The organism is Phaeobacter sp. PT47_59 (assembly GCF_028890025.1).
Lineage (GTDB): Bacteria > Pseudomonadota > Alphaproteobacteria > Rhodobacterales > Rhodobacteraceae > Phycobacter.
In genome coordinates this window covers 176,573-194,126 of record NZ_JARCJL010000008.1, presented here as the reverse complement: position 1 = coordinate 194,126, position 17,554 = coordinate 176,573, and the positions used below count along the sequence as shown (strand labels likewise).

The 17,554-nt window shown below is 59.8% G+C and carries 18 protein-coding genes and 1 tRNA gene; 11 read left to right on the top strand and 8 right to left on the bottom strand.

Features of this window, described 5'->3' with window-relative positions:
- Nucleotides 1-52 precede the first annotated feature (52 nt).
- The 8 genes from PXK01_RS10135 to PXK01_RS10100 form a co-directional block, all read right to left on the bottom strand.
- Nucleotides 53-922, bottom strand: a complete 870-nt coding sequence (locus tag PXK01_RS10135; protein WP_274859885.1) for a hypothetical protein — start codon at nt 920-922, stop codon at nt 53-55.
- A 65-nt stretch (nt 923-987) separates the two neighbouring features.
- Entirely contained in the window at nt 988-1,563 is a 576-nt protein-coding gene (locus tag PXK01_RS10130; RefSeq protein ID WP_274859884.1) for a DUF6680 family protein, read from the bottom strand.
- A complete protein-coding gene (locus PXK01_RS10125) occupies nt 1,553-1,912 on the bottom strand; it encodes a hypothetical protein (protein ID WP_274859883.1) in 360 nt (119 codons plus the stop codon). Before PXK01_RS10125 ends, PXK01_RS10130 begins: the two co-directional genes overlap by 11 nt.
- Nucleotides 1,913-2,127: 215 nt before the next feature.
- Nucleotides 2,128-3,327, bottom strand: coding sequence for a tyrosine-type recombinase/integrase (locus PXK01_RS10120; RefSeq protein WP_274859882.1), 1,200 nt, complete (start codon nt 3,325-3,327; stop codon nt 2,128-2,130).
- 97 nt (nt 3,328-3,424) lie between these two features.
- Nucleotides 3,425-3,501: transfer RNA gene (locus tag PXK01_RS10115), tRNA-Met, on the bottom strand.
- Nucleotides 3,502-3,659: 158 nt separating this feature from the next.
- Entirely contained in the window at nt 3,660-4,862 is a 1,203-nt protein-coding gene (locus PXK01_RS10110) for a lytic murein transglycosylase (RefSeq protein ID WP_274859892.1), read from the bottom strand.
- A gap of 98 nt (nt 4,863-4,960) precedes the next feature.
- The gene (locus tag PXK01_RS10105; protein WP_274847132.1) at nt 4,961-5,353 is read right to left on the bottom strand and encodes a carboxymuconolactone decarboxylase family protein; all 393 of its coding nucleotides are present in this window, start codon (nt 5,351-5,353) and stop codon (nt 4,961-4,963) included.
- A gap of 127 nt (nt 5,354-5,480) precedes the next feature.
- A complete protein-coding gene (locus tag PXK01_RS10100; RefSeq protein ID WP_274859881.1) occupies nt 5,481-6,623 on the bottom strand; it encodes a THUMP domain-containing class I SAM-dependent RNA methyltransferase in 1,143 nt (380 codons plus the stop codon).
- Nucleotides 6,624-6,912: 289 nt separating this feature from the next.
- Here PXK01_RS10100 and PXK01_RS10095 point away from each other — a divergent pair, with 289 nt between their 5' ends.
- The 11 genes from PXK01_RS10095 (at nt 6,913) to PXK01_RS10045 (ending at nt 17,537) form a co-directional block, all read left to right on the top strand.
- The gene (locus tag PXK01_RS10095; RefSeq protein WP_274847134.1) at nt 6,913-8,646 is read left to right on the top strand and encodes an ABC transporter substrate-binding protein; all 1,734 of its coding nucleotides are present in this window, start codon (nt 6,913-6,915) and stop codon (nt 8,644-8,646) included.
- A gap of 195 nt (nt 8,647-8,841) precedes the next feature.
- On the top strand, nt 8,842-9,918 hold the full coding sequence (locus tag PXK01_RS10090) for an ABC transporter ATP-binding protein (RefSeq protein ID WP_274859880.1): 1,077 nt from the start codon (nt 8,842-8,844) through the stop codon (nt 9,916-9,918).
- A gap of 8 nt (nt 9,919-9,926) precedes the next feature.
- Nucleotides 9,927-11,012, top strand: coding sequence for an ABC transporter ATP-binding protein (locus tag PXK01_RS10085; protein WP_274859879.1), 1,086 nt, complete (start codon nt 9,927-9,929; stop codon nt 11,010-11,012).
- The gene (locus PXK01_RS10080; protein ID WP_274847137.1) at nt 11,009-11,872 is read left to right on the top strand and encodes a carbohydrate ABC transporter permease; all 864 of its coding nucleotides are present in this window, start codon (nt 11,009-11,011) and stop codon (nt 11,870-11,872) included. The genes PXK01_RS10085 and PXK01_RS10080 overlap by 4 nt, the downstream gene beginning before the upstream one ends.
- 11 nt (nt 11,873-11,883) lie before the next feature.
- Nucleotides 11,884-12,681 carry a carbohydrate ABC transporter permease gene (locus tag PXK01_RS10075; protein WP_274847138.1) on the top strand — a complete coding sequence of 266 codons (798 nt, stop codon included), beginning with the start codon at nt 11,884-11,886 and terminating at the stop codon, nt 12,679-12,681.
- A 1-nt stretch (nt 12,682) separates the two neighbouring features.
- Entirely contained in the window at nt 12,683-12,961 is a 279-nt protein-coding gene (locus tag PXK01_RS10070) for a DUF2160 domain-containing protein (RefSeq protein ID WP_274859878.1), read from the top strand.
- 306 nt (nt 12,962-13,267) lie between these two features.
- Nucleotides 13,268-13,663, top strand: coding sequence for a BlaI/MecI/CopY family transcriptional regulator (locus PXK01_RS10065; protein ID WP_274847140.1), 396 nt, complete (start codon nt 13,268-13,270; stop codon nt 13,661-13,663).
- Complete coding sequence (locus PXK01_RS10060; RefSeq protein ID WP_274847141.1) at nt 13,653-14,801, top strand: M56 family metallopeptidase; 1,149 nt, start codon at nt 13,653-13,655, stop codon at nt 14,799-14,801. Before PXK01_RS10065 ends, PXK01_RS10060 begins: the two co-directional genes overlap by 11 nt.
- 198 nt (nt 14,802-14,999) lie before the next feature.
- Entirely contained in the window at nt 15,000-15,662 is a 663-nt protein-coding gene (locus PXK01_RS10055) for a GntR family transcriptional regulator (RefSeq protein WP_274847142.1), read from the top strand.
- A gap of 103 nt (nt 15,663-15,765) precedes the next feature.
- Nucleotides 15,766-16,884 (top strand): 2-dehydropantoate 2-reductase, encoded by a 1,119-nt coding sequence (locus PXK01_RS10050; protein WP_342456184.1) that lies wholly within the window; start codon nt 15,766-15,768, stop codon nt 16,882-16,884.
- A 2-nt stretch (nt 16,885-16,886) separates the two neighbouring features.
- Complete coding sequence (locus PXK01_RS10045) at nt 16,887-17,537, top strand: TetR/AcrR family transcriptional regulator (RefSeq protein WP_274859876.1); 651 nt, start codon at nt 16,887-16,889, stop codon at nt 17,535-17,537.
- The last annotated feature ends 17 nt before the right edge of the window (nt 17,538-17,554 follow it).

The following is a 17,554-nucleotide window of genomic DNA, read 5'->3' as shown; positions in this document are numbered from 1 at the left end:
CCACCATCAGAATCCATCCCGGTGTCAGCCGCAAGACGCGCCTGTCAGCTCGTCACCGCCATATGCGATTCCCCTGAGACCAAGGGGACTGCACAACGCCCTTAGAAAGCTGCTTGTAACGCTTCTCCCAAGAGTCAAGGTGTTCTTGGGAGAGCTTTTCCTTACTTGGCCCGCCTACCCAATTTTCATGCCAGAAACCATCGTGGGTCAAAGAGCCGTCTACGTTATGCGTCGTGGTGTGCGGACCTATCAACACATCAGCGACGGGTAGCTTACCACCAATCCGGGATGACATTCGCCAATATTTCCCGCCGTCCTTTGCTAAGTTCAGCAACCCAAGGACTTCGTAAAGTGCTTCAGATGCGCGTTCGTGGGCATCTGCCGGGTTGTGGGCCACGACGTGAGCCACGCAAGCTGAACACCCGCGTAGTTCTGAAACCCGTGCATCCGAGAAGAACGTCATATAGTGGCGATCTGATCTTTGATCGTCGCGCTCTAGCATAATCTTTTTGAACAGCCGCGTTGCTATCGATGGTGAAAAGTTAATTGTTACGTCTTGGGCTTTTCTCACCCCCGTAAGGAAAGGCGGTGTATTCCACAATGGGAAAACAACTTTATACGGCTTGACGTCATCGACTTGATACTTGTGTCGCAATCTATAAACGACGTCGCGGAAGTCCTTCTCTCTGAAGTCAACCTTCAGGTCTGGCGAGAACAATGCACTTCGTACTACTCGGGCTTTCAATGCGTCAGTTCGGATATCGAAACCAACCGCTGAGACAAGAAACGCAGTATACATGTCGACGTTTCCTGCGCCCTCCAAAGAAACTTTTCCATCGTCTGAAATTCTGCGAAGTGGCTTCAGTTGCTCTAGGACGTGGTTGATTTCATCGGTGGAGAAATCCTTCCGCCAAAAACTCATTGTCAAACACCTCTATCAACCGACTTCCGCAGCTCCTGCAGATTCGAGCCTCCTACCGTATCAGATCAAAATTGGGCGTCATGCTCTGACACCTTTGGTGGTTCAATCTGTGGGGGCTCAGGGTATGGGCTTTGACCTCCCGTAAAATGGGTAATGGGTATAGCTCTCTGACCAGCCAACAATTGGCCGAGCATTTCGGCATTTCGGCGCTGCGTGTTTTGATCGCTGTCCCAGCCTTGAGGCACATAGCTCAGCCGTTCAAGGTCGCGCTTGTCAAAGGTGAAACCCACAGAGGAGCCTATCTCGGAAAGCAAATGCATGAACAGGTCGGATCGTTGTTCAAAGAACCTGTCTTGCTCTGCAACAACGGGCATCGGTGCGCTAAGGTGCTGAATATATGATTGAAACGCCCTTCTAACATCTTTGTCTTTGTAGAACTCAATTTCAACTACGTTCAGAGCTGCAACGTGAACGGGATCAAGACGGACACCTCGCGTTTGCATCAGGTTTCGGAACACATCCAGCCTGCGACGCCGCTTTTCCGCTGCGCGGTCAAGCATACGTGTCACAATCACAGCAATGATGGGGCCAAGCGCAATCGCCGCAAGAGTTGCAAGCGCGTACCAAACTTCAGTCTGCATCGTTGTCTCCAAGCGAGACGTTTTTCACAAACTTCGCGTTCAAGGGGCCGATTGGGGTATCAACTCTGTAGGTTTCGTTCGGGTCAATAGCTTCCGGCAGAGACAACGGGACCACGATGCTGTCAGAATCCTGTTGAAAAGAAGCGCCTGTGATGGAAACTGATCCGGCGGGCATTCGGTATCGCACTTCTCCGACTAATCGCGTTTCTTTCAATTCGTAGCTTCCTGCAAAAGTCAGTCCAGCAATATCTGCACCTGCAATTTTGCCATCCTTAAATACAAACATGGCCATTCCCTGCCCGGCCGCCCCGGTGAGGTACGCAGTATAAATGCCTTCGACTGTGCTCATTTAAACTTCCCCGTATTCGTTCATATCGTGGCTCGACAAACTTGTACCACGATTTATGAGCGATACTCAGTAATTTTAAGAGTTTAGGCACATAAGCCCTTGTATGTTAATTTTCTGGCACGTCGCAACGTCTCCTTCGGGCTGAATGCACACATGTCCCTGGAGGGACACCGCTCTTCAATCAACCCTATTAGTGATAGCGGTTCTAGCCATCCTCACCCCTCGTCACCCAACGTCTGAAGGTTTTGAACCTGCTGAGCACTCAACTCCATGTTTTTAAGATAGAACCGCTCCAGTTGCTCAACACTCGTCCCGGCATTCTGCGCGAGCCAGTAGATATTCACGTGGCCTTTCGACCCGCGAAGCCGTGCTTGAAAAGCGAAATGCCGCAGAGAGTACGGAGACCGTGCATTTCCGTTTGTGTCGAATTTCAGTCCGGCCTGATCAAGAACATGATTGAAAATCCTGCGCGCCGTAGCGATTGCAGTCGCTCTATTCTTATATTCTGGCATAAAGACATACTGATCCGGGTCAGGCGTGGTCATCGACATGTAAGTACCATTGTACAATAGGACGGCGAATGACAGTGTCGCAGCCTTGCGAAAACCTGTTTTTCCACCGTGCACATCGATCACCAAGTGAGTAGGATTGCTACGGACTTCGACGTCACCGTGCCGAAGGCCGAACAGTTCCTTCTCCGTGGGTCGCAGGAAGCTGTGCACAATGAACGCAAAGAGGTGAACATGCTTGTGGGTTATCTTGACGCCACGCACTACATCACCGCGTTCCGCACACTTCCGCGCCACCGTCATGAACTTTTTGTATTCCTTCTCTGAGAAGGTCACGCGCGGCTTGTCCACGGTCTTGAGCTTAGGCGTTTCCGGCAACTTGTCGATCAAGCCGTCCTCGAAAGCCAGCCGAAGCACCGAGCGCACCATCATGCATTGCTTGGCCTTGGTGGAGTTCGCGAGCGGCTTGGGACGACGTGAATCTAGATGAACAAGGTAGTCCCGCATCTCGCCCGAAGTGATCTTCCCAACATCGTACTTGCCGAAATATGAGATTAGGCCATCGCCCTCACGAAACAAGATCTTGTGCCCATCGGAGTAGCTTCGCTTACTCCCTCCGCTGGCCTTGTTGTACGCGTCAAGCCTGCGCGCATAAGCCTCGAAACTCCTATCCTTCGCGGCAGCAAGCGTCGGATCTACATTTTTTCGATACGAGTCTGCGAACTCAATTGCCGCTTCTGTCGCCTCTATCCGGCTGGTTTCTTTAGACGATTTACGGACGTATCTTTTCGCAACCGGATCCCAGAGCCGCACGTACCAGTACGGACTGCGACCAGTTTGATAGATCGCGAGGCCAGATCTGATGTGCTTCAGCTTAGAGATTTGATTCTGAGAATTTCCAGACACTCGTCACGTCCTGATCAGTGTGTAACAGTGTGTAACTTATCTGAAGGCTTCGTCACTGGCAAACGATCCTGAATAATCGTTTTCTTACAGTGTTTTATGGTAGCGGAGGAGGGACTTGAACCCCCGACACGCGGATTATGATTCCGCTGCTCTAACCAGCTGAGCTACTCCGCCACTCGCTGTGTGGAGGCGATTTAAGGAATGGCGCGGGTGCGGTCAAGCGGGAAAATCGGCTGGATCGGGTTTTCCACAAAAAAAATCGCACAACTCAGAAATTCTCGTGGCGACATCATGCGTTAGATGGACCCGGGATTCTCGCCAAAGACAGGTGACTAGCGCACAAGAGCCGCCTTGATCGTTGGATCGGGAAAACAGGTCGCGGCGTCTCCTCTGGCCTCTTGCCAACGCCCGATGGAGCGGCGCGTCTTGAAACCGGCCAGACCATCGGCGCCGCCAACATCATGGCCCTGGCTCTCCAGCACCCGCTGCATGGCCGCCACATCCGAGCGCAGCAGCCCGCCAACCGCGCCCCAGGATGCAGAGAAGTCACCCACTCCGAACTGGATGCGGTCCCCCACATGGCCCACGAACAGGGCGTAGAGATCGCTCATGTTGTAGTCTTTCAAAACGTAGAAATTCGGCGTCACCACAAAGGCAGGCCCGTGGCGCCCGGCAGGAAACAGGAGATACCCCTCCCCTTGCAGTTCATGCTTGGGGAAGGGGCGGCCAGAGACGCGCGTGATCCCCAGTTCGGCCCATTCGGCAATCGAGCGCCCCTGATCGGGGCCTTCCAGGGTGCAGGAGACCGCATCGGGCACATGCACTTCGAACCCCCAATCCCGACCCGTCTGCCAGCCGTGGCGCTGCAGGTAGGCCCCGATCGAGGCGATGGTATCCGCCTCGGACGACCAGATATCGGCATGGCCGTCGCCATCGCCGTCACGGGCATATTTCAGGTAGTTCGATGGCATGAACTGCGGCTGCCCCAGCGCCCCGGCCCAGCTGCTTTTCATGGCGCGCGCCGGGGCGTGCCCCGCCTCGGCGATCTGCAGCGCTGCGATCAGCTCCTCTCGGAAATAACCGGCACGCGTGCTCATGAAGGCCTTGGTGCCCAGAACCTCAAAGGCATCATGGGGAATGGCGACGCGGCCATAGGCGCTTTCGCGGCCCCAGATCGCCAGGATGATCCGCCACGGCACCCCGGTTTGCCGCGCGACCCGGTCCAACACAGATTTGTGGCGGCGCGCCATCTGCTTTCCGACCGAGGTCGCCCCATCGACCGACCCACGGTTGAAGTATTTCCCCGGGCTTCCGAATTCGGCCTGTCGTTGTTTCTTCGGTGGCTTGGGCGCGCTGCCGGGGGGCACAAGATCCGGCAGCTTCCAGTTCAGCTGCACCCCATCAAAGGCCGCCTCAAAGGTGCGCGGCGAGACCCCTGCCCTCTGGGCCTCGGGCCAAATGTCCCGGTTCAGCCAGGTTTGAAACTGGCGCTCGACAGCCGCGCGATCCTGGGACCAAACGGGCCCGCCCCCCATCAGCAGGCAAACGGGCAGCACAAGGCTAAGCTGCCTAAGGCCCTGGCTAAGCCAAGACAATCCTGAGCACCCCAAGATCACGGGACAGGGCATCCGCTTCATTCTGCCGCCCCGGCCTCTGCCAGGACTTTACGGGCCACACGGAAACACTCCAGGGCCTGGGGTACGCCGCAGTAGATGCCGATCACATGAATGATGGCGCGCAGCTCCTCCTGGTTCACGCCATTGGTCAGCGCACCTTTGCAGTGCACCTCCCATTCATGCATCTTGCCCAGCGCACCGATCATCGACAGGTTCATCATCGACCGTGTCTTGGCGTCGATCACATCGTCCCCCCAGCCAAATCCCCAGCACCAGGCGGTCATCGCCTCCTGAAAGGGGCGCGTGAACTCATCGGCAGCGGCGAGGTTTGCATCCACATATTCGGCGCCCAGCGTGGCGCGGCGCTGTTCAAGCCCTTTAAGAAACAGGTCTTCGTCGAATGTGCTCATGGCGAGGCTCCAATATAATTGCCCCCTGAGCCATTGGCTCAGGATGGCGTCTCAGCCATGATTGCAACAATCCCACCGCCTTTACCACGATCAATAGCAGGTGCGGGCCAGTATCACGCGCCCGCCCTCAGGGCAGAGGATCGGTGCGGTAGAGCCGGATCTTCAGCCCGCCATGGGCGACCGGCGCCCCATTGGGCAGAAACGGCAGCTCTGTCGCCTTTGCCAGGGCCGCGTCGCTGGTCACGATGCCGACACGCCAGCCCGAGAACCGCTCCTTCAAGGTCTTCCCAAGAGCGCCATAAAGCGCAAACAACAGCTTCTTGTTGCCGATCCGCGCCCCATAGGGCGGATTGACGATCACCAGTCCCGGCGCGCCCTCGGGAGGTTGCAGATCGCTGACCGCCTGTTGCGAAAAGGCTGTGCAGCCCTCGACACCGGCGCGCGCGGCATTCGCCGTGGCCATCTCTACCGCGCCCGCATTCCGGTCAGATCCGTAAAAGGTCACAGCGGTCTGCCCCGTGGAGCTTGCAGCGCGCATCTCCTCCCAGGCTTTGGCGTCGAATGTGGCCAAATGTTCAAAGGCAAAGCTGCGACTGCGCCCCGGCATCAGCCCCAGCGCCATCTCGGCCGCTTCGATCACGAAGGTGCCAGAGCCGCACATGGGATCCACCACGGTTTCAGTCCCGTCATAACCGCATTGCCGCAGGAACAAGGCCGCCAGGGTTTCGCGCATCGGCGCCTTGCCGACGGCCGACTTGTGGCCCCGCTTGTGCAGCCCCTCGCCCGAGGTGTCGACGCTGAAGACACAGAGATTGTCCTCGATCCGGCATTTCAGGGTCACGCTGGCGCTGCTTTGCGCCTCAGTCGCGTTGGGGGGCACGATGGTGACACCCAGCTCCTCGGCCAGAGCGCGCTCGATCCGCTGGGCGGCGGCCCCTGCATGGTAGATCTTGGATTTCTTGTTGGTTGCCACCTCGACCCGCACGGGCACATCGGCACGCAGGACATCGGACCAGGGGAATTTGCGGGCGCGCTTGTCCAGCTGCGCCAGGTGAAAAGCCCGGAATTCACCGATCCGCGCCAGCACCCGCGCCGCGCCGCGCAAGCACAGGTTGGCGCGCCAGACATCCGTCCAACCACCGGTCACGATGACGCCGCCGGGCACCGCCTTGGGATCGGCGAATTGCAAGTCGCGCACCTCTGCCAGCAGCATCTGCTCCAGCCCAGGCGCCACGGTCAGGAAGATCTCGAATGTCTCTGTATCTGTCATGGTCCACTCCATAGCGGCAAAGACAGCGACCCGCGACGAAAAAAAACCTCCACGCACCGCCCCGGGTGGCAGAGACATTGGAGGCGCGACTTGCCGCGATGCGGCACAGGGATGATGCAAACGCGGCATAAAAACGCGACACCAAAATCAAGAATAATCACAATTATGTCATGTACTTACATAATTACTAATTTTTTAGTTTGACAAAATGCCGCGCCCTGTGAAACCTCTGATGCAGTCAGGTGCATTTAACGCACAGCTGACCATAACGACTTTAGGGAGGAGAAAGATGCGCAAGTATCTTTTGTCCGCAGCAGCGGTTTGCGCCGTGGTTGCGGGACAGGCAGCCTATGCCGATGAGGCCGCTGCCAAGAAGTGGATCGATGAAGAATTCCAACCCTCGGCGCTCAGCAAGGACGAGCAACTGTCAGAGATGCAGTGGTTCATTCAGGCGGCTGAGCCTTACAAGGGCATGGAGATCAACGTGCTGTCCGAGGGCATTCCCACGCACAGCTATGAATCCGAAGTGCTGACCAAGGCGTTCGAGGAGATCACCGGGATCAAGGTCAATCACCAGATCCTTGGCGAAGGCGAGGTGGTGCAGGCGGTTCAGACCCAGATGCAAACCAAGCGGAACCTCTATGACGCCTATGTCAATGATTCCGACCTGATCGGCACCCATTCGCGTCTGCAACTGGCCTACAACCTGACGGACATGATGGCAGGCGATTTTGCGGGCGTCACCAACCCCGGCCTGGACCTGGATGACTTCATGGGCACCCAGTTCACCACCGGTCCGGACGGCGACCTCTACCAGTTGCCCGATCAGCAGTTCGCCAACCTCTACTGGTTCCGCAAGGACTGGTTCGACCGCGAAGACCTGCAGGCCGCCTTCAAGGCGAAATACGGTTACGACCTGGGGGTTCCGGTCAACTGGTCCGCCTATGAGGACATCGCCGAGTTCTTTTCCGAAGACGTGAAGAACATCGATGGCGTCGATATCTACGGCCACATGGACTACGGCAAACGCGCACCCGACCTTGGCTGGCGGATGACCGATGCCTGGTTGTCGATGGCCGGTGCCGGCTCCAGGGGGGAACCGAACGGGATCCCGATCGACGAATGGGGCATCCGCATGGAAGCGGGCACCTGTAACCCGCAGGGCGCAAGCGTCACCCGGGGCGGTGCGGCCAACGGTCCGGCTGCGGTCTATGCGATCCGCAAGTGGGATGAATGGCTGCGCAACTATGCGCCTCCGGGTGCGGCGTCTTATGACTTCTACCAGTCCCTGCCCGCGCTGGCGCAAGGCAACGTGGCCCAGCAGATCTTCTGGTACACCGCCTTCACCGCCGACATGGTGAAGCCGAAATCCGAAGGCAACAACACAGTGGATGACAGCGGTACGCCGCTGTGGCGCATGGCCCCCTCGCCGCATGGCCCCTATTGGGAAGAAGGCCAGAAGGTCGGTTATCAGGACGTTGGCTCCTGGACCTTCCTCAAGTCCACGCCGCTGGACCGCGCCCAGGCTGCATGGCTCTATGCGCAGTTCGTGGTCTCCAAGACCGTGGACGTGAAGAAGTCGCACGTTGGTCTGACCTTCATCCGCGACAGTTCGGTCAACCACGCAAGCTTTACCGAGCGTGCGCCGAAGCTGGGTGGCCTGGTGGAATTCTACCGCTCGCCCGACCGCGTAGCCTGGTCGCCCACCGGCGTGAACGTGCCGGATTATCCGAAGCTCGCCCAGATTTGGTGGCAGCAGATCGGTGACGTGAACTCCGGCGCCTTCACCCCGCAGGAAGCCATGGACCGCCTGGCCGAGGAGATGGATATCACCATGGCCCGGATGCAGCGTGCGGATGAACAGGCGAACATCTACGGCGGCTGCGGCCCGCGTCTGAACGAGGAAAAGCCCGCCGAGTGGTGGTTCGCCAACGGCGGTGCCAAGCCGAAGCTGGAGAACGAAAAGCCCATGGGCCAGACCGTCAACTATGACGCGCTGGTCGCCCGCTGGGCCAAGCAGTAAGGCGCCTCTCCCCGCCGGGTCTTGAACGCGACACCGCGTGCCGGACCCGGCACCCCGCCCCGGAGCCTCCCCCGCGATGCTCCGGGGTCTTTATCCCAACATACGACACCTCCCCCTTGCCGTCGTGCAGGGGATGCTGCCGACCTCACCGCATCTGGTGGTCTGCGGCCCACAATGCCGGAAAGCCTTATCAAGATGGCACTTGAACTCAAAAACGTGACCAAGCGCGTCGGCGCGGTCGAGCACATCAAGGAGACTTCCCTGGTGCTGGACAGCGGTCACTTCAACGTCCTTCTGGGCGCCACCGGGTCGGGAAAGACCTCGCTCATCAAGCTGATGGCCGGGCTGGATCCGATGGCCAGCGGCTCTGTCTGGATGGACGGGCAGGACGTGACCCGCCTCAGCACGCAGAAACGCAACATCAGCCTGGTGCACCAGTTTTTCATCAACTACCCGCACATGACGGTCTTCGACAATATTGCCTCCCCGCTGAAGGTTGCAGGCATGGCGAAGTCCGAGATTGAGGGCCGCGTGGAAGAGGCTGCCGATATCCTGCAGCTGCGCCCCATGCTGCACCGCCGCCCGCATGAACTGTCGGGCGGGCAACAGCAGCGCTGCGCCCTGGCTCGCGCCATCGCCAAGGAAAGCCGTGCGGTCTTCCTCGACGAACCCCTGGCCAACCTCGACTACAAGCTGCGCGAAGAGCTGCGTGACCAACTGCCCGACCTGTTTGCCGGGCGCGGCGCGGTCGTGGTCTATGCCACCTCGGAACCGGAAGAGGCGCTTCTGCTGGGTGGCAAGACGGCGCTGATGCGCGATGGGCGCGTGACCCAGTTCGGCGCAACGGCAGATATCTACCGCAATCCGGCCAATGTGGAGGCGGCACGCGTATTCTCGGACCCGCCCATCAACACCGCCGAGATCCAGAAAGAGGGCAACACGGCGCGGCTGACGCGGGATGTGTCCTGGCTGCTGGATGGTGCGGCTGCGGATCTGCGCGATGGGACCTACACCATCGCAATCCGCCCCCACCACGTGCTGCCCTTCGCAGGCACAGGCCCCGCGGTGCGCATCGCGGGCCGCGTGCAGGTGACCGAGCTTTCAGGCTCTGAAAGCAGCGCGCATTTCGACCTGGGACTGCCCGGAACAAACGACAGCTGGGTCAGCCTTTCGGCAGGTGTTCACCCCTATGAGGTTGGCGAAATGCATGATTTCTATATGGATCCTTCGGCGGCCTATGTCTTTGCCCCCGATGGCTCCCGCGTGGCGTGAGGCAAGACATGGCCAAGATTACACTTTCAAAGCTGCGTCACAGCTATCTGCCGAACCCGGGTCCTGAGTCCGACTATGCGCTCAAGGAGATCGATCTCGACTGGTCCGATGGCGGCGCCTATGCGCTGCTTGGTCCTTCGGGTTGCGGCAAATCCACCCTGCTCAACATCATCTCCGGGCTTCTGGTGCCCTCGGACGGCAAGATCCTGTTCGATGATCGTGACGTCACCACCCTGCCGCCCGATCAGCGCAACATTGCGCAGGTGTTCCAGTTCCCGGTGATCTACGACACCATGACGGTCTACGACAACCTGGCCTTCCCCCTGCGCAATCGCGGAAGGGACGAAGCCACGGTCAGGACCCGCGTCACCGCCATTGCCGAGATGCTGGAGCTGACCGAGATGCTGAATACCCGCGCCGCGGGCCTCAGCCCCGATACCAAGCAAAAAATCTCGATGGGGCGCGGATTGGTGCGTGAGGACGTCAATGTGGTGATGTTCGACGAGCCGCTGACGGTGATCGACCCGCATCTGAAATGGAAGCTGCGTTCCAAGCTGAAAGAGCTGCACCAGCGCGTGAAGGCAACCATGATCTACGTCACCCACGACCAGACCGAGGCGCTCACCTTTGCCGATCAGGTGGTGGTGATGCAGCTGGGCGAGGTGGTGCAGGTCGGCACGCCGGTCGAACTGTTCGAACGCCCCGCGCATACCTTTGTCGGTCACTTCATCGGCTCGCCGGGGATGAACATCCTGCCCTGCTCCCTGGTGGAAGGCCAGGCGCGTTTTGCCGATCAGGCGATTGCCCTGGAAGGCCCGATACAAGGCACACCGCAAGGCAAGACAGAGATCGGCATCCGCCCCGAATTCGTTTGTCTTGCCGACAGCGGCCTGCCCGCAACTGTCACCAAGGTCTCTGACGTCGGCCGCCACACGGTTGTGGAATGCACGGCGGGCGGTGAACGCATCAACGCCATCATCGAAGGGGGCGCACCGGAAAAAGGCGCCTCCGTACATCTTGAGTTCCGACGCGATCAGACCCGGCTTTATGTCGATGGCTGGCTCGCCACCACCCCAGAGGAGGCCGCGGCATGAAGACCGAAAACCAGAAAGCCTGGCTGTTCGTCCTGCCGGTGCTGGCGCTTGTCGCCTTCAACGCGCTGATCCCGATGATGACGGTGGTCAACTATTCGGTGCAGGAGACATTCGGCGATAACGTCTTCTTCTGGCAGGGGCTGGACTGGTTCCAGCAGATCCTGCGCTCGGAGCGGTTCCATGATGCGCTTGGCCGCCAGTTCCTGTTCACCTTCCTGATCCTGGTGATCGAGGTGCCGCTGGGCATCGCCATTGCCCTGTCGATGCCACGCAAGGGATTCTGGGTGCCGGTCTGCCTGGTGCTGATGGCTCTGCCGATGCTGATCCCCTGGAACGTGGTCGGCGCCATGTGGAACATCTTTACCCTGCCCGATATCGGCCTTCTTGGGTATGCCCTGAACCATGTCCTGGGCATCAACTACGACATGACACAGGATCCTGTTGCAGCCTGGGTCACCATCGTCACCATGGATGTCTGGCACTGGACCTCGCTTGTGGTACTGCTCAGCTATGCCGGCCTCGTGTCGATCCCCGACGCCTATTACCAGGCGGCCAAGATCGACGGCGCCTCCAACTGGGCTGTGTTCCGCTTCATCCAGCTGCCCAAGATGAAGACCGTTCTGACCATCGCGATCCTTCTGCGGTTCATGGACAGTTTCAACATCTACACCGAGCCCTTCGTCCTGACCGGAGGCGGCCCCGGCAACTCCACCACGCTTCTGTCAATCGACCTTGTGAAAATCGCGCTTGGTCAGTTCGACCTTGGTCCCGCCGCCGCCATGTCGCTCATCTATTTTGCCATCACCCTGCTCGTCAGCTGGCTGTTTTACACGCTGATGACCAAGGATGACCTGAACTAAGGGAGGGAAACGTGCAAAAAAGATCCATCGTTCCCATCGTCTATATCCTGTTTCTCATGCTGCCGATCTACTGGCTGGTGGCGATGAGCTTTAAGACAACCAATGAGATCCTCGCGGGGTTCTCCCTGTTTCCCCAGACCTTCACGCTGGAGAATTACCGGACGATCTTCACCGATCCGACCTGGTACTGGGGCTATATCAACTCGATCCTTTATGTGTCGATCAACACCGTGATCTCGGTCGCGGTGGCCCTGCCCGCCGCCTATGCCTTCAGCCGCTACCGCTTTCTGGGCGACAAGCAGCTGTTCTTCTGGCTCTTGACCAACCGGATGGCGCCTGCGGCGGTTTTCGCCCTGCCCTTCTTCCAGCTCTATTCCGCTGTCGGGCTGTTCGACACGCACCTCGCCGTCGCCCTGGCGCACTGCCTGTTCAATATCCCGCTGGCGGTCTGGATCCTCGAAGGCTTCATGGGCGGCGTCCCTAAAGAACTGGATGAGACGGCTTACGTGGATGGCTACTCCTTCCCGCGGTTCTTCGTGGTGATCTTCATCCCAGCGATCAAGGCGGGGGTCGGTGTCGCGGCCTTCTTCTGCTTCATGTTCTCTTGGGTCGAGCTGCTGCTGGCCAAGACCCTCACGGCGGTGGCCGCAAAACCCATCGCCGCCACCATGACCAAGACCGCGTCCAGCGCCGGCTACGAGCTGGGCCTTCTGGCGGCAGCGGGAACTTTGACCATCATTCCGGGCGCCATCGTGATCTGGTTCGTCCGCAACTACATCGCAAAAGGCTTTGCGATGGGGAGGGTTTGACATGCTATCCTGGATGGCCTGGACCTGGCCGACGGCCCTGGTCTTCATCGGTATCTTCTCCGCCATCGCGGTGCTGATCGTTCTGGAAATCCGCCACCCCGGCGGCGCCATGCGCAAGGGCGTGCTGGGCCTCACCACCACGCGTGGCGACCGGCTGTTCATCAGCCTCTTGGGTACCGCCTATATCTTCCTCGCCTGGCTCGGCCTTGTGGGCATGCCGCTCTGGACCCCGCTTGGCCTGTCCATAGCCTGGGGCGTGTTCTGTTTCTGGAAAGTCTGACCCTAGCGGGTCAAGGAGGCCGCAGGCCCCGCCAAAGGCGGCTTGTCCTTGACGCGCCACAGAATACACAATGAAGATCGGCCTTGAGGGCAGACCTGCCCCTCAAGGCCTTCTCAGCATCTAACACCCCGCTTCGGCACAGGCGACGCCGAAGTCGGACCATCGCCGCGCCCCTTGCAGAAAAAAAGCGCGCGGAAGCGCACAATTTGAAACCGCGCGGCCGCTCCACTAAAAAAATAGTTTTCAACAGGCCCCGCTTTCCCTAGCATAGTCAAACGACCAAGACGGATCTGGACCACGGCAGGCATGCGCAAGAAACAGGACAAATCACTTCTGACCGAGGTGGAGCTGGAGTTCATGACCGTTGTCTGGGAAACCGGTGGCGGCACGGTGCGCGATATTCTTGCCGAGCTAAACAAGGCGCAGGAGCGCGCCTATACCTCCGTTGCCACGGTCCTGAAGATTATGGAGCAAAAGGGCTTCCTGACCAGCGAGCGCGCCGACCGTTCCCTCGTCTATCGCCCCGCCGTTCCCAAGGCAGAGTACCAGAAAACCTCGCTGAAAAACCTTTCGAGCAAACTCTTCAACGGCGCGCCTGCGGCGCTTGTCGCCCGCCTGGTCGACGATGAGGAGGTCACCGACGAAATGCTCGAAGAAATGCGGGCGCTTCTGGAGGAAAGGCTGGGGGACAATGCAACCTGATGCTCTGCTGAATGCCTATATCGATCTGAACATGTTGCTGATTGCGGGCACGGTGCTGTGGTATGCCACCCGCAAGATCCTGTCGCGCAGCCGCCTGGGGGCAACCTACGGCCCGCAACTGCGGTTGCTGAATACGGTCACCCTTCTCTTGGCCCTGTCGCCGGTCCTCCTGCTGGCCCTGACCAGCCTGGTCCTGTTCCACCCGCCGAACCTGTCGGATCTTCTGGTGGCGCAATATCTGCAGGGCAACGTCGGCATGAGTGCCACCCGCTTTGAAGACCTGCTGGGCCTGCGCGAGGACCTGGTGCGCAGCATGACAAGCCAGCAAACGCTCTGGGCGCGGCTGGTCCTGGCAGGGCTTGGCGCAGGGGCACTGTTCTTCCTGGCGCAGCTGATGCTGTCGATCCTGCGGCTCAGACGCGGCTTGCAGCAAAGCTATGCCTGGAAACGCATCGGGCGCGTACATCTCATGTGGTCGGATCAGGCCCGCGTGGCCTATTCCACCCGCGGGATCTGGAACCGCTATGTGGTTCTGCCCACATCGCTGCTCAACACACCACAGGACCTGCCCCTGACAATCGCCCATGAACTGCAGCATTTCCGCCAGCGTGACATTGAGTGCGAATTTCTGCTGGAGGTCCTGCGCCCGCTCCTGTTCTGGAACCCCGCCTTCTATGTCTGGCGCCGCGAAGTCCGCCTGTTGCGGGAATTTGCCTGCGACCAGGCTCTGATGGCCCGGGCCGGTTTCGATCTGCGCGGCTATTGCGAATGCCTGATCCGCGCCTGTTCGCAGGCCGCCAGCGATCCGGTACTGTTTGCCCGCCGCAGCCCTGCTGTTGCCTTGGTGGATCGCCGCGAGACCCGCCCCGGATCCTCGGCACTGGAACGGCGCCTGCGCACTGTCACCATGCCGTTGCCACAACGCGGCAGCACCCTGGCATGGGGGATGGTTTCGGGCGTGATGATGATTGCCGTTATGGCCACTGCGCTGTTGCTGCAACGCCCCGCGGATTGGAGCCACGACCGGATCATGCTGTCGACCATCGTCAATCTGGAACGGATGGCCAGCCGCGCGGCAACGGCGCCGCAAAGCTCTGTCAGCACTCTGAACGGTAGCTTCACAGCCGCCAGCCAGTAGCCTCTCCCCTCCACCGATCTCACCCCCGGCCTTTCGGCTCCGAACCGGGTTGTGACACAGGCTCTGCCAGCAGGTGCCACCCCTGTCTGCCGCCCGGCCCCAGCGGTGCCGACGCTGCGGTTTTGCCGGTTGCTGCCGCCAAAGCTTTGCAGATCGGCAAAAAGATCCTATCAAGGCCATGAGGAGGATCCCAACCGCATGAAGCTCAATCCCGTCGACATCTCGAAAACCGCCTCAGCGTCATCGATCGTCTTTGAAGCCCTGCGCAAGGCGATCATCGAGGGAGATCTGAAAGAGGGGGAGCCCCTGCGCCAAGATGAAATCGCCGGCATGTTCAATACCAGCCGCATCCCGGTGCGCGAGGCGATTTCCCGGCTTGAGGAACAGGGGCTGGTCAAGACACAGCGCTACAAGGGCGCGGTGGTGGCGGGCCTGTCGGCTGAAGAAGCCCATGAGATCTTCGATTTCCGTGCCCTGATCGAACCGGAGGTCATTCGCCGCGCGGTCCCGCAAATGTCGCACGAGACGCTGCAGCGGGCCAAAGCCTGCCTGGAAGCCTTCTCGGAATCGGACGAGCCGATGACCTGGGGCCGGTTGAACCGGGATTTCCACTCGGAACTCTACAAGGCAAGCGGCCTTAGCTACCATCTTGACGCGATCGAGAACGCCATGGACCGGGTGGATCGGTATCTGCGCGCTCAACTGGTCCTGTCAAACGGCATGCGGCGCGCCCATGAAGAGCATCTTGCCATCTGGGAGGCCTGCAACACCGGCAATGCCGCCGAGGCGGCAGAATTGACCCGCCGCCACATCACCGATGCGCGCGATACGCTGATGGAAAACATTGCATCGCTGCGCTGAAAAGGTGGGTCGTTTTCAAAATCAACGCGATAAACCATCGTAAAACCGTGATCGCTTTACCCTTTGTCTTCGGCAGGATTGGCTGTAGAACCGTATTCACGAGATGCTGCGGCGTCGTCCTGGCCACCCCCGCTGCGATGGCTCCCAGAGACCTACCCCATGCATGGCGTGGGCCAATCCGGAGCACAGGCGGTTGAACGCATCCCCGCAAAGCATTTCCATATTGGGCGCCGGCGCCATCGGGTGCTTTCTTGGCGCACATTGGGCACCTGCTCTTCGTGCTGCGGGCGCAAAGATCACCCTGATCGGGCGCAAGGAGACCTGGAACCGGATGGGGACCGGGTCACTCTCCCTGACGGGGGGTGAAACCCTGGACACGCAACTGTCGCTGCTGGATCTGGCGGACAGCCCCGAGGCGCTGAGCACTTCCGATGTGATCGTGCTGACCATGAAGTCGACCGGGTTGGACCAGGCGATCGAAGAAATCCGCGACCATGCGCCGGAGGGCACGCCGATCATCACCCTGCTCAACGGGGTGTCGGCCACGCGACATCTGCGCCATAGCCTGCCAAACCACAGGATCATCCCCGGGATGGTGCCCTTCAATGTGGTCTGGAGGTCGAACCGCCACCTGCACCGTTCAAGCCCCGGTCAAGTCACTGTGGAGCGCTGCGCCATCACCGAGAGCCTGGCCCGCACCCTGGCGGCGACAGGCGCGCCCATCGCCGTGCAGGACGACCTGCTCCCCCATCAATACGGCAAGCTATTGCTGAACCTGATCAACCCGATCAACGCCCTGAGCGGGCTGCCGCTGCACGCGATGCTATGCGACCGAGGCTACCGTCGGATCTACTCTGCCGCCTTGCGCGAGGCGCTTGTGGTCTATGCCGCCGCCGGTGTGCGCTGGCGCAGGGTCGGACCGATATCGCCGCATCTGGTGCACCGCCTGCTCTTGTTGCCAAACGCGCTGTTCAACACCACCCTGCTGAAGATTCAGAAACTTGATCGCAATTCGATGACCTCCATGGCCGTCGATCTGGCGGCGGGGCGCGCGACGGAGATCGACACCATCACCGGCGAGATCCTGAAACTGGCCCAAAGCTCGGGCTGTAGCGCGCCGGTCAATGCCGCCCTATATGATATGATCAAGGCAGCAGAAGCCGGACCGGGTCCTGCGCAGGGGTTTTCCGCAGAGACGCTGCTGCGTGATTTGAGGCTTTGACGATGACCGTTCAGGAAGAGAACACCCCCGTCTTCGGACGGCTCAAGACACGCGAGACCCCGAAGCAGGCCCGTGCGGTGCAGCGCATTCATCTTATCCTGGCGACCACCGCACAGCTGCTGACCGAACTGCCCCTGAATGCAATCACCACCACCCTGATTGCCCATCACGCCGGAATCCCGGTCAGTTCGATCTATCGCTACTTTACCGATGTCACCCATGTGCTGCGCGAACTCTACCTGCAAAGCGCCCAGGAGTTGCGCGATCGGGCCCTGGAAACCCTTGAGGATACCGAAACCTGGCCCGGCTGGAGAGACCGCCTGCGCCATATCATCACGACCCAGCGGGATCATATCCAACACAATCCCTTCTACCCGCCGCTGCTGATGCATTTCGTCTCGCTGCGGCCCACCGTTGCTGCCGAAGACAGCGAGCGGGAATACCTAACAGACATGCTGGAGACACGCTGGAAACGCGGCGCCGACGGGTTCCGGGGCGGCGACCCCAAGGTGGTGGCCCACACGGTCCTGCAGATCGCCGTCACCATGGAGGATTTGACCGCGGCTCAGAAGGACAGCTACAGGGCCGATGTCTTCGCCGAGGAAACGCTCACGGTCCTTGGATGTTACCTGGCGAACTACCTTCGCGACTGAAGCTTGTCCCGCTGATG